This is a genomic window from Actinoplanes hulinensis (assembly GCF_019429605.1).
Lineage (GTDB): Bacteria > Actinomycetota > Actinomycetes > Mycobacteriales > Micromonosporaceae > Actinoplanes > Actinoplanes campanulatus.
Map to the genome: position 1 here is coordinate 22,470 of NZ_JAHXZI010000011.1, position 11,796 is coordinate 34,265.

The window sequence follows — 11,796 nt, forward strand, 5'->3', positions numbered from 1 at the left end:
GCGCCCTTTGTCAAGACGAGACGTCACGTCTCGGCAAAGGGGTATGATCTCGCCATGCCCAATGCCGCCCGCCGCAGCGAACGTTCCCGCCAGGCGATCCTGGAGTCCGCGCTGGCCCTGCTGCACGAGTCGGGATACGCCGACCTGACCATCGAGGCGATCGCCGCCCGCGCCGGCGTCGGCAAGCAGACCATCTACCGCTGGTGGTCCGGCCGGGGCGCGGTGGTCCTGGACGCCCTCGTCGAGCAGGCCGGCGCGTCCGGGCCGCCGCCGCTGCCGGACACCGGCGATCTGGAGGCGGATCTGCGGCCGGTCATCCGGGCGATCGTCGCCGAGCTGGCCGACCCGCGGCTGTCGGCCACCACCCGGGCGCTCACCGTCGAGGCGCTGACCAGCGAGACCTTCGCCGAACAGGTCCGCGACCGGCTGCTGCGACCACAGCTCGGCACGATCCTGGCGCGCCTGCGGTCCGCCCGCGAGGCCGGCGACCTGCGGGCGGACGCCGACCTCGATCAGGCCGTCGAGCTGCTCATCGGGCCGATGTACCACCGGTGGATGCTGCGGACCGGGCCGCTCACCGAGGACTATGCGGACGGGCTGCTCGACCTGGCGCTTGCCGCGTTACGTCCCTAGGGGGCCGGGCAGGTCGTGCCGGGCGGTGGGACGGTCAGGTCGATCAGGTAGCGGTCGACGACGGCCCCGGTGCACGGGGTGTCCCGGTAGACGCCGTGGCCGGCGCCCTCGTAGGTGACCAGCCGACCGTGCCGGCCCAGTTCGGCGGCGATCCGGGTGGCCCAGTTCAGGCCGGTCCGCGGGTCGTGGCGGGCGTTGAGCAGCAGCAGCGGGATCCCGGTGCGGACCCGCAGCCGGTGCGGTGGGTTGGTGACCGGTTTCGGCCAGCCCAGACACGTGGAGATGGCCGCGACGCCGGCGCCGTAACGGATTTCCGGGCCGGCCTGGGCCGCCTCCCGCAGCAGCGACGCGTACTCACGGTAGTCGCGGACCGGGGCCGGGAAGTCGGCGCAGAACGCACCGGCCGCGATCGGCGGCAGCGTGATCGGCGGGCCCTGACCGGCGGCGTACCGGCGGATCAGGGCGGCCAGCCGGGGCCGGTCCGGACCGTTCAGGGTCATCAGCGGCAGCACGCTGCGCTCCAGATCGCCCAGCTTCGCCCACTCGCCGCGGATGTCCTCGCCACACTGTCCGGTGGCGTCGCACCAGGCCAGGAACTCATCGAACGCGTCCTGGAGGGCCGCCGCCTGGGTGCGGACGAAACCGCGCAGGTCCAGCCCGTGGTCGAAGACGCCCTCCAGGACGACGGCGCGGACCCGGTGCGGGTGGCGCTCGGCGTACTGTTGGCCCAGCAGGGTGCCGTAGGAGCTGCCGTGGAAGGTCAGGCTCGGCTCGCCGAGGGCGCGGCGCAGGGCCTCGATGTCACGCACGGTGTCCAGCGTGGAGGCGTGGTCGAAGACCGGGCTCGACGCCCGGCAGCGTGCCCAGAGAGCGCGGTTCCACCTCACGGTGGCGTCGAAATCGGCCTGGTCGCGGAGCACGATCGGCGGGGGCGGGAGATCCGGGTCCGGCTCGCAGACCGGCGCGGCGCTTCCTTCGACGGTACGGGGATCGAAGCTCACCACATCGAAGCGTTCCAGGATCTCCGGGCTGAACCGTGTGCCGTCGAGCACCTTGCCGACCCCGGAGTCACCGGGGCCGCCCGGGCCGAAGACCAGGGTGCCGATCCGTTTCGCCGGGTCGGGGGCCGGTCGCCGGGCCACCGCCAGCTCGAAGGTCTCGCCGTCCGGCCGGGACCAGTCGACCGGCAGCCGCAGGTCGGCGCACTGCACCGCGGCGTTGTCGGGGCACTCGCCCCAGTCCAGGACGGGGCGATCAGAGCCGGTGGCCGGAGGAGTCAGGGTCAGTGCGAGCGCTACGGCGCCATGGAGGAGCATCGATCAATCCTCGATGGACTCGGATGTCGGCCATATCCGGAAGCGCCCTGATCGCGGCCCCTAAGGGGGGCACCCCTCTTCTTCCGTGGCGGCGGCAATGATCTTATAGGCGTTGATGAATGCGCTGTGGGGAAGAATCGGGAAGATCCTGCCGCCTCCGGGGCTGCCGCGCGCGCTCGCGTTCCAGTCGGCGCTCTACGCGGTCGGCAACGGCACGTTCCTCACCGGAAGCGTGGTCTTCTTCAGCCTGTACGTCGGCCTCGAACCGGTCCAGATCGGCATCGGCCTGTCCGTGGCCGGGTTCGTCGGGCTGGCCGGATCGTTCCCGTTCGGGCACCTCGCCGACCGGCTCGGCGGCCGGCGCGCCTGGGTGGCCGGGGCGATCGCCGAGGCGGCGGCGTTCGCGGCCTACCCGCTGGCCGACGGGTTCGCGTCGTTCCTGCTGGTGATCTGTACGCAGACGGCGGCCGAGACGCTGGCGAACGCGGGCCGGGTCGTCTACACCGCGGCCGTCGTGCCCAAGGAGAACCGGGTACGCGTCATGGCGTTCGCCCGTGCGTACCTGAACGTGGGATTCACCGTCGGCTCCGGCATCGGCGCCCTCGCGCTGGCCCTGGACTCCCGGCCCGGCCTGCTGATCCTGGTGCTGACCGCGGCCGCCGGCACCGCCCTCAACGCCGTCTTCGTGGCCCGGATGCCGCACGCCGCGGCACCGCCGCCCGCCGAGGGGGAGCGGCCCAGCCCGTGGGGTGTGCTGCGGGACCGCCCGTTCACCGGCCTGGCCGCGCTGTTCGGGGTGCTCTGGCTGCACAGCACCGTCTGGGCGGAGATCCTGCCACTGTGGGCGATCACCATGACCGACGCGCCGAAACCGGTCCTCGGGGCGCTCTTCGCCCTGAACACGGCGATGGCGGTGCTGCTCCAGGTGCGGGCCGCGCGGGGCGCCGACACGCTGACCGGATCCACCCGGCTGCTGCGGTGGTCGGCGGTGGCGGCCGCGGTGGCCTGCCCGATCGTGGCGCTCAGCGGGTGGACCGGAGGCTGGGTGACGGTCGCCGTGCTGGCGGTTGCGGTGGTGCTGTTCACCGGCACCGAACTGTGGCTGTCGTCGGCGCAGTGGTACCTGAACACCGAACTGCCGCCGGCCGGGCAGCGCGGCGCCTACGTGGGGATGAGCCGGTCGATGGGCGGGCTCGCCAAGATGGTCGGGCCGGCCGGGTTCACCGTCCTGGCCATCGAGACCGGCGGCTGGGGCTGGTGGGTGATCGGCGGGGTCTTCGCGCTGTGCGGGGCGCTCTGCCTGCCGGTGGTGCGCTGGGTCGAGCGGACACCCCGCAACGTCGCGGCCGTGACGACCGCCTAGACGTCCCACTCCGGGACCGTGTCGATCAGGTCGCCGTCGATCGCGGCCAGGTGGCCGGCGGCGCCGGAGCGGCGGTACAGGCCGGGGAAACGGTCCCGGCGGTAGAGGTCGTGGTCGGTGGCGGACGCCCAGCCGGATAGCACCAGGAACTCGATCTGGCCGGGGCGGCCGGGCGCGTCGGCGGTGCCGAACGAGCAGCCGCGGAAACCGGGGGCGGCGGCCATGCCGGGGGTCCAGACGGTGTGCTGTGCGCGTACGAAATCGTGGTCGAGACCGGGATGGACGCGACAGTGGGCGAGCCGTACCAGCCCGGCCGCCGACAGGCCGGTCTCGATCGCCTCGAAGAGGCGCACCTCGATGGACCGGTAGGTCCCGGCCTGGGCGGCGGCGAGCCGGTCGTGCGGCCCGGCCATGAACGTCCGGTAGGCCGCGTGGTCCTGCCAGAGACCGAAGACGTGCGCGTAGCCGGGCGTGTTGCGGCTCCAGCCGCCGGACTGGCCGAGGAAGCCGGGCCGCGCCCGCAGCTCACCCCAGCCGGACTGGCCGGTGTGGAAGCGGTCCGTGTCGGTGACCGCGCAGGTCACCCACTTGATCAGCGTCATCGGCCGGCCTGCCGGATCGCCTCGACCAGGTCCCGCGGTGGCGGCATGGCGGCGATCTCGGCGCTGACCTCGCGGGCCGCCGTCGCCACCACCGGATCGCTGATCAGGCGGGTGAGCAGCCCGGGCGTGATGTCCCGCTCGTCGGTGGCGATGCCGGCGCCGCGGGCCGCGACCAGCTCGGCGTTGTGCCGCCGGTCGCCGGCGCCCCGGACGATCAGCTGTGGCACGCCCGCGGCGAGCGCGGCCAGGCAGGTGCCGGCGCCGCCGTGGTGGACGATCGCGGCGCCCGCGGCCAGGGCGGTGGCGATCGGGATCCAGCCGGTGGTGCGCACGTTCGGCGGCAGGGTCCGGGCGGCGGCCCGGCGGTCCGGGCGGACCAGTACGACGTCGGCGTCGACGGACTCCGCGGCGGCGGCCACCCGGGACATCAGCCGGTCCGGGCCGGGCTGGGCGACGGTGCTGCGGCTGACCAGTACGCGCGGGCGCCGGGGCGGTTCGGCCAGCCAAGCCGGGAGCGGCTCGCCGCCGGTGTGCGGAATCGGTCGCATCGGCAGGTGCAGCCCTCGACCGGCGACGCTGGCCGGCGCGATCCGGATCACCGCGGCCGGGGCGGCCAGGGCCGGGCGGCCGCGCAGCCGGGTCGCGGCGAGCAGGACGGGGCCGTCGTACAGCGAGTTCTCGTGCAGGATGCCGGGCACGTCCATGGCGGCCGCGGCCACCGCTCCGGCGGCGGCGAGCGGCTCGTAGACGATCCGGTCCGGGCGCCACTGGCGGGCGGCGGCCAGCACCCCGGGGATCAGCCGGTCGTTGACCGCGCCGAACAGGTGGCCCACCATCCGGGTGCCGCCGGTGCCGGCCATCTCGGAGCGGATCAGCAGCGGATGCCGCAGCATCGTGGCCGCCGCCACCGCACCGAACCGGAACCCGGGAGCCACGTCGCGCACCGGCAGATCGGCCCGCAACCCGTCGCCGGCGGTGGCCAGCAGCACCTCGTGGCCCGCCTCGCGGACCGCCCGGGCCAGGGGGGCCAGCGGAAAGGCATGTCCCGTCAGCGGCGCGGAGACGAAGAGGACACGCATCGATCCATCGTAGTCTTGACCTCAACCTCTGTTGAGGTCACAGGGTGGGTCCATGGCATTCACCGCAGAGGAGCTCGCGTATCTCGCCGGACAGCGGCTCGGCCGGCTGGCCACTGTCCAGCCGGACGGGACGTTGCAGGTCAGCCCGGTCGGCTTCACCTACAACCCGGAGACCGCGACGATCGACATCGGGGGCTGGAAGATGGCGGCCAGCCGCAAGTACCGGAACGTGGCCGAGAACGGCCGGGTCGCGTTCGTGGTCGACGACGTGCCGTCGGTGAACCCGTGGCGGGTGCGCTGCCTGGAGATCCGCGGCCGGGGTGAGGCGATCGACGGGCCGGAGCCGATCATCCGGATTCACCCGCGGCGGATCATCTCGTTCGGCCTCGACCAGCCGGACCAGGACGCGCACACACTCACCGCGAACAAGCGCGACGTCAGCGTCTGAGGTGGGGTGGGCGGAATCGGTCAGCGCAGCTCGACGTCGACGTTCGAGTCGGCCAGGTAGCCGAGCAGGTCGTCCATCGTCACGGCCGGCGTCCAAAAGCGGCGGTCGTAGCCCGGGACCAGGTGCGCGCGGGCCACCTGGGAGTCGTGCCAGACCAGCCGGAAGCCGGGCCCCGCGCCCCAGCCGCCGCCCGCGCAGTCGTGCAGGGCGCCCAGGTTCCAGCCGAAGTAGCCGCCGGGGCCGTTGATCGCCTCGCCGATCGCGCAGAAGAAGCCCTCGACATCGGTGATGTGGCGTCCGGCCAGGTGGTAGGTGGCCCCGGACGGGCGGTCCAGGCGACCGTGCGCGTGGTGGGCCAGCGCCACGCCGGCCCACTCGTGGCGCATGTCGGCGTCGTACTCGGCCCACTCGCCGACCACGTCCGGGCGGCCGGCCCGCCAGCGGTGCCACACCGAGCGGGCGCCGGTCGGGCGGGGGGCGCCGATGGCGTCGCCGTACGTGGGTTCCAGGGTGACGTCGACCAGCCCGTCGCCGAGCCGGGACGGGCGGACCTCGGCGACCTCCGCGCCGATCGCGGCGCCGACCATGCCGACCGCCGTGCCGTCCCGGTCCACGCTGAAGATCGACGCCTGGATCCAGCGCCGTCGCCGGGCGCCGCCGCGGGCCAGCGCGTCCAGCGCCCGTTGCAGCGGCGGCTCGGGCCGGCAGCCGATCAGGGTGGCGCCCCGGGGCGACGGCGCCGGCCGGTTGCGGAACACCCCGTCCACCTCGCGGCAGGAGCCGAAGTCCTCGTCGCCGTGGCCGGTCACGCCGACCAGCAGGTATCCGTCGGCCTCCGGCGCGCGGTCGGCGCCGCGGGCGAACCGGGCCAGCTCCTCGATCCGCAGCCGGCCCTCCAGCGTCACGTCCAGCAGGCGGGAGCCGAGCAGCGAGGGGCGGGCGCCCAGCACGGTGATGTCGAGCAGCTCCTCGGCGCAGTGCCAGCAGTGCGCCGGGTGCTTGGAGTGCGGCGGGTGGATGGCGTCCAGGCCGATGTTGCCCAGCCAGTCGGAGCCGAATCCGTCGCACGCGTCGCGCAGCCGTCCGGCCGGCTCGCAGCCGAGCAGGCTGTACCGCTCGACCGGCGGTTGCGGTGCATCGACGAACAGGCCGTCGATGTCGGAGCAGGCGGCGATGACGAGTTCACCGTCGTCGCTGTTCTGGTCCACCAGAAGCCAGGGAAAGCCGCTCATCGGGTGGAACCGTACAGCCCGGACCGCCGACCGGGGGATACCGGTGCACGAATCCGGAAAGATCCGCAGGTCAGGCGTACGCTGGCCGGATATGAGGGTCGGGATACCCACCGAGGTCAAGAACAACGAGTACCGGGTGGCCGTCACCCCGGCCGGGGTCAACGAGTTCGTCCGGGCCGGACACCAGGTCAGCGTGCAGTCAGGCGCCGGTGACGGATCGTCGATCAGCGACGCCGACTACCGGGCCGCCGGGGCGTCGATCCTGCCCGGCGCGGACGCCGTCTGGGAGGCCGGCGATCTTGTCCTCAAGGTCAAGGAACCCCTGCCCGAGGAGTACACCCGGATGCGCCCGGGGCAGGTGCTGTTCACGTACCTGCATCTGGCCGCCTCCAAGGAGTGCACCGACGCGCTGCTGGACCGCCGGGTGACCGGGATCGCGTACGAGACGGTCGAACTGCCGGACCGGTCGCTGCCGCTGCTGGCCCCGATGTCCGAGGTGGCCGGACGGCTCGCCCCGCAGGTGGGCGCCTACCACCTGATGCGGCAGGGCGGCGGGCGCGGCGTGCTGATGGGCGGGGTGCCCGGGGTGTACGCCGCGAAGGTGGTGGTGATCGGCGCCGGGGTGTCCGGGCTGAACGCCGCCGCCATCGCGCTCGGCATGCAGGCCGAGGTGCTGCTGCTGGACAAGAACGTGGCCCGGCTGCGTGCGGTGGACGCCGACTATCGCGGGCACGTCCAGACGATCGCCGCCAACGCGTACGAGATCGAGAAGGCCGTGCTGGACGCGGACCTGGTGGTGGGCGCGGTGCTGGTGCCCGGCGCGAAGGCGCCGCGGTTGATCTCGAACGATCTGGTGGCGCGGATGAAGCCGGGCAGCGTGCTGGTCGACATCTCGATCGACCAGGGTGGCTGCTTCGAGGACTCGCACCCGACCACGCACGACGACCCGGCCTACCGGGTGCACGAGTCGATGTTCTACTGCGTCGCGAACATGCCCGGGGCGGTGCCGCACACCAGCACCTACGCGCTGACCAACGTGACCCTGCCGTACGCTCTCGAACTGGCCAACCTCGGCTGGCGCGACGCCCTGCGGGGCGACCCGGCGCTGGCCGCGGGGCTGAACACGTTCGGCGGCGAGGTGGTCTGCGGTCCGGTCGCCGAGGCGCACGGCATGCGGTCGATCGCTCTGACGGAGGTGCTCCACTGAGCCTGGACCAGGCGATCCGCACCTATCTGGACCATCTGAGCGTGGAGCGTGGCCTGTCCCGCAACACCGTGGCCTCCTACCGTCGCGACCTGGACCGGTACGCCGAGGGGCTGACCGCGGCGGGCATCACCGACCTGGCCGGTGTGCGGGCGTCCGACGTGGCCGGGCATCTGGCCCGGTTGCGGGAGGAGGGGCTGGCCTCGGCCTCGGCGGCGCGGGCCGTCTCCGCGGTGCGCGGCCTGCACCGCTTCGCGGTCCGCGAGCGGCTCGTGCCGCACGACGTGGCGGCCGGCGTACGCCCGCCGGCCCCGCCGCGGCGGCTGCCCAAGGCGCTCGACGTGGATCAGGTGGAGCGGCTGCTGGCGGCGCCCGACGGCGACTCGCCGCTGGGGCTGCGCGACCGGGCGCTGCTGGAATTCCTCTACGGCACCGGGGCGCGGATCTCCGAGGCGGTCGGCGCCGACATCGACGACCTGGCCCTGGACATCGATCCCGCGGTGGTCCTGCGGGGCAAGGGCGGCAGGACGCGGCTGGTCCCGGTGGGCGGTTACGCGCGGGCCGCGTTGCAGGCCTATCTGGTACGGGCGAGGCCTACCCTGATCACCGGCGGTCGCGGGACGCCGGCGGTGTTCCTGAACTCCCGGGGCGGCCGGCTGTCCCGGCAGAGCGCGTGGGCCGTGCTGCACCGCTGGGCCAGTGCCGCGGGTCTCCCGGTGGACGGTCCCTATGCGGTGAGTCCGCACACGTTGCGTCACTCGTACGCGACGCATCTGCTCGATGGTGGGGCTGACGTTCGGGTGGTGCAAGAACTGCTGGGACACGCCTCGGTCACCACGACGCAGGTGTATACCCTGGTGACCGTCGAACGCCTCCGAGAGGTGTACGCGACCACACACCCGCGGGCTCGTTAGACGCTATGGATGCGTAGGCGCGACACGCCGAACGGCTGACCCCGAAGGGGCAGTGCGCGTGGCGTACAGTCGGGCATCGGCTCCGACAACGGGTCGGAAGGGGGCGGGGACGATGTCAGGGAACGGCGAGCGCGCAGAGGCCTGGACTTCCGCGCTCCGGGAACAGCAGAGCTCCCTGGATCTCGGCGCCGATCTGGGTCCCGCCGACCCCACGGCGTATACGATGCGCCGTCCGATCCCCGAGCCGATGCCGACCGACAAGCACGGCCCGGCCCGGATCATCGCCCTGGCGAACCAGAAGGGTGGCGTCGGCAAGACGACCACCACGATCAACCTGGGCGCCGCCCTCGCGGAGTACGGGCGCAAGGTCCTGCTCGTCGACTTCGACCCGCAGGGCGCCTGCTCGGTCGGCCTGGGCGTCAACCCGCACAACCTCGACCTGAGCGTCTACAACCTGCTCATGCAGGACGACGTCACCACCGAGGACGTCATCATCAAGAGCGATGTGGCCGGCCTGCACCTGCTGCCCGCCAACATCGACCTCTCGGCGGCCGAGATCCAGCTGGTCAACGAGGTGGCCCGGGAGATGGCGCTGGCCCGGGCGCTGCGCTCGGTCCGCAAGGAGTACGACTTCATCCTGATCGACTGTCAGCCCTCGCTGGGCCTGCTGGCGATCAACGCGCTGACCATCGCGCACGGCGTGCTCATCCCGCTGGAGTGCGAGTTCTTCTCGCTGCGCGGTGTGGCCCTGCTGCTGGACACCATCGACAAGGTGCGTGAGCGGCTCAACTTCGACCTGGAGCTCGAGGGCATCCTCGCCACCATGTACGACTCCCGGACCACCCACTGCCGCCAGGTGCTGCAGCGCGTGGTCGAGGCGTTCGGCGACAAGGTGTACCAGACGGTCATCACCAAGACGGTGAAGTTCCCCGAGTCGACCGTGGCGGGCGCTCCGATCACTACGCTGGATCCCGCCTCCTCCGGTGCCCGTAACTACCGTCAGCTCGCTCGCGAGGTCATCGCCGCCCAGGCAGATCGAGGCTAGGTTCCACTCTCGTGCTCTTCGCGCTCGGCGATCCGGTGGCGTTCGTCGCCCTGCTCGCCGCCTTCCTGCTGGCCCTGTGGCTGCGTGCCGCGGCCATGCGGTTCACCGCGCGCACCGTCGGGCTGGCCGAGCGCCGGCAGTCGCTGCGGTTGCGGCTGCGGGAGGACATCGATCCGTTCGGGGCGGTCGCGGCGGCGGTCGGCGGCACCGGCTGGGGCAAGGTGGTGTCGGTCGACGAGGTGCCCCGCTGGCGGGGCCGGGGCCGGGCGGCGGCGGTGTTCGCGGCCGGGCCGGTGGCCTGCATCCTCAGCGGTGAGGTGATCATCGCGGGGTACTCGCTGGCGTTCCCGGACAATCCGCTCGCCGACCTGAGCGTGGGGCAGGTGCTCTTCGGGGCCGGATATCTGCCGTACGTGCAGCAGGTGGTCCTGTCGCTCGGGGTGGGGCTGCTCGCCTTCGGTCTGCTGGCGCTCATTCCGATTCCGCCTTTGGACGGGTTCGGCATCCTGTGGAACGCGCTGCGTACGCCCGGCCCGAGCATGAACTGGATGCGGCTCTGGTTCGAGGACAAGAACATCGGTGTCCTGATCCTCCTGATCTGCGCCTTCTTCCCGACCGGCTACCCGATCACCATCAGGATCATCGACATTCTGGGTGCGCTTTTCCTGCAGATCTGGGCCTGATTTTTCCCGCTCGGCACAGCTACTGTTTGAGCGATGTCGATGTCACTGGCTGTCGCTGTGCTGCTGCTCGGCGTCGCCGATTCGATGGTCGGCTCGTACTTCGTCCTGTTCGTCACCGATGTGACCGGGCTCAGCCCCTGGCAGACCGGCGTCTTCGTATCCGTCCACGGCGTCGGCGGCATCCTCCTCAGCTGGCTGGCCGGCCGCGGATTCGACCGGCGACCATCCCGCGGCTACGCCGCCGCGGCCATGCTCTCCGGCGGCGTGGCCCTCTGCCTGATGACCGTGATCACCTCGTTCCCCCTGCTCATCCTGCTGGCCGTCACCCTGCTCGGCGCGCTCGCCGCGGCCTTCCCTCAACTGTTCGCCCTGGCCCGCACCCTGCCCGGCGGCGGCCCGGCGGCCCGGCGCTCGGTGCCGCTGCTGCGGTCGGTGTGGTCGCTGGCCTGGGCGCTCGGCCCCCTGCTCGGCACCGCGGTGCTGGCCACCGCCGGGCACGCCGCCATTCCCCGGTACGCCGGAGCCGTCCTCGCCGTGGCGGCCGCCTGGGTGCTCGCCGCCGTCCCCGCGCCCTGCCACGACCCGCCGGCCGGTTCGCTGGTGGGGGTGCCGGCCGGCGGGCCCCTCTCCCGGACCGCCACGGTCCTGCTGACACTCGGCATCACCCTGTTCTTCACCGCCATGTTCGCCGGGTCGGTCGCCATGCCGCTGTTCGTCACCCGGGAACTGCATCAGCCGTACTCGGCCGTCGGCGTGCTGTTCAGCGTCTGCGCGGCCGTCGAGGTGGTGGCCGCGCTCGCGCTGGCCGCCGTACCCGGCCACGTCAGCCAACCTCTGCTCATCCTCGCCGGGATGGGCTGCTTCCTGTTCTTCTTCGCCCTCACCGTCCTGGCCGGCGGCCTGCCCCTGCTGGTCGCCGGCCAGGTGGTACGCGGCGTGGCGGTGGCGGTCGTCGGCGCGGCCGGGATCCGGTACTTCCAGGACGTGATGGCGCCGGCCACCGGGCGCGCCACCACCCTGTTCGCCAACGCCACCACGGCCGGGATGGTCATCGCCGGGATCGTGGCCGGCGGCGCCGTCGAGATCCTCGGCTACACCGGAACCCTCATGCTGTGCGGCGGCGTCACCGTGGCGGCGGCGGTGGTCTTCGCCCTCGGCACGGCCTCGCGCGTCCGGCGGCCCCGCTTACCGGTCTCGGTTCCGCCTCACGGCGCTTTCCCCCGCCGCGTCCCGGACCCCAACCGCTGACCCCACCGCGCGCCGCTGAGGTGAGGCGC

Annotated in this window: 12 protein-coding genes; 8 read left to right on the forward strand and 4 right to left on the reverse strand. The window is 72.8% G+C overall.

Annotation, left to right across the window (positions count from 1 at the left end; all coding sequences use genetic code 11):
- Positions 1-54: 54 nt before the first annotated feature.
- On the forward strand, positions 55-633 hold the full coding sequence (locus KZ829_RS21245; RefSeq protein ID WP_220145680.1) for a TetR/AcrR family transcriptional regulator: 579 nt from the start codon (positions 55-57) through the stop codon (positions 631-633).
- On the opposite strand, the gene KZ829_RS21250 is transcribed toward KZ829_RS21245, so the two are convergent.
- Positions 630-1,949: an alpha/beta hydrolase gene (locus tag KZ829_RS21250; RefSeq protein WP_220145681.1), complete on the reverse strand. Its 1,320-nt coding sequence runs from the start codon at positions 1,947-1,949 to the stop codon at positions 630-632. The genes KZ829_RS21245 and KZ829_RS21250 overlap by 4 nt on opposite strands.
- 115 nt (positions 1,950-2,064) lie before the next feature.
- Between KZ829_RS21250 and KZ829_RS21255 the strand changes: the two genes are divergently transcribed.
- Positions 2,065-3,312 carry an MFS transporter gene (locus KZ829_RS21255; RefSeq protein WP_220145682.1) on the forward strand — a complete coding sequence of 416 codons (1,248 nt, stop codon included), beginning with the start codon at positions 2,065-2,067 and terminating at the stop codon, positions 3,310-3,312.
- Here KZ829_RS21255 and KZ829_RS21260 read toward each other — a convergent pair.
- Both KZ829_RS21260 and KZ829_RS21265 read right to left on the reverse strand, forming a co-directional pair.
- The gene (locus KZ829_RS21260; protein WP_220145683.1) at positions 3,309-3,914 is read right to left on the reverse strand and encodes a YdbC family protein; all 606 of its coding nucleotides are present in this window, start codon (positions 3,912-3,914) and stop codon (positions 3,309-3,311) included. The two genes, KZ829_RS21255 and KZ829_RS21260, sit on opposite strands and share 4 nt — an antisense overlap.
- A complete protein-coding gene (locus KZ829_RS21265; RefSeq protein WP_220145684.1) occupies positions 3,911-4,993 on the reverse strand; it encodes a nucleotide disphospho-sugar-binding domain-containing protein in 1,083 nt (360 codons plus the stop codon). Before KZ829_RS21265 ends, KZ829_RS21260 begins: the two co-directional genes overlap by 4 nt.
- 52 nt (positions 4,994-5,045) lie before the next feature.
- Here KZ829_RS21265 and KZ829_RS21270 point away from each other — a divergent pair, with 52 nt between their 5' ends.
- Positions 5,046-5,441 carry a PPOX class F420-dependent oxidoreductase gene (locus KZ829_RS21270; RefSeq protein WP_220145685.1) on the forward strand — a complete coding sequence of 132 codons (396 nt, stop codon included), beginning with the start codon at positions 5,046-5,048 and terminating at the stop codon, positions 5,439-5,441.
- 20 nt (positions 5,442-5,461) lie between these two features.
- Here the strand turns inward: KZ829_RS21270 and KZ829_RS21275 are convergent, their stop codons facing one another.
- The gene (locus KZ829_RS21275) at positions 5,462-6,673 is read right to left on the reverse strand and encodes a barstar family protein (protein WP_220145686.1); all 1,212 of its coding nucleotides are present in this window, start codon (positions 6,671-6,673) and stop codon (positions 5,462-5,464) included.
- Positions 6,674-6,764: 91 nt separating this feature from the next.
- On the opposite strand from KZ829_RS21275, the gene ald reads away from it, so the two are divergent.
- From ald to KZ829_RS44080, 5 genes are all read left to right on the forward strand, one after another.
- The gene (gene ald, locus KZ829_RS21280; RefSeq protein WP_220145687.1) at positions 6,765-7,880 is read left to right on the forward strand and encodes an alanine dehydrogenase; all 1,116 of its coding nucleotides are present in this window, start codon (positions 6,765-6,767) and stop codon (positions 7,878-7,880) included.
- Complete coding sequence (xerD, locus tag KZ829_RS21285) at positions 7,877-8,791, forward strand: site-specific tyrosine recombinase XerD (protein ID WP_246636056.1); 915 nt, start codon at positions 7,877-7,879, stop codon at positions 8,789-8,791. Before ald ends, xerD begins: the two co-directional genes overlap by 4 nt.
- Before the next feature lie 112 nt (positions 8,792-8,903).
- On the forward strand, positions 8,904-9,836 hold the full coding sequence (locus KZ829_RS21290) for a ParA family protein (RefSeq protein WP_183221662.1): 933 nt from the start codon (positions 8,904-8,906) through the stop codon (positions 9,834-9,836).
- Between the two features lie 11 nt (positions 9,837-9,847).
- The gene (locus KZ829_RS21295; RefSeq protein ID WP_220145688.1) at positions 9,848-10,519 is read left to right on the forward strand and encodes a zinc metalloprotease; all 672 of its coding nucleotides are present in this window, start codon (positions 9,848-9,850) and stop codon (positions 10,517-10,519) included.
- Between the two features lie 33 nt (positions 10,520-10,552).
- Positions 10,553-11,767, forward strand: coding sequence for an MFS transporter (locus tag KZ829_RS44080; RefSeq protein WP_220145689.1), 1,215 nt, complete (start codon positions 10,553-10,555; stop codon positions 11,765-11,767).
- The last annotated feature ends 29 nt before the right edge of the window (positions 11,768-11,796 follow it).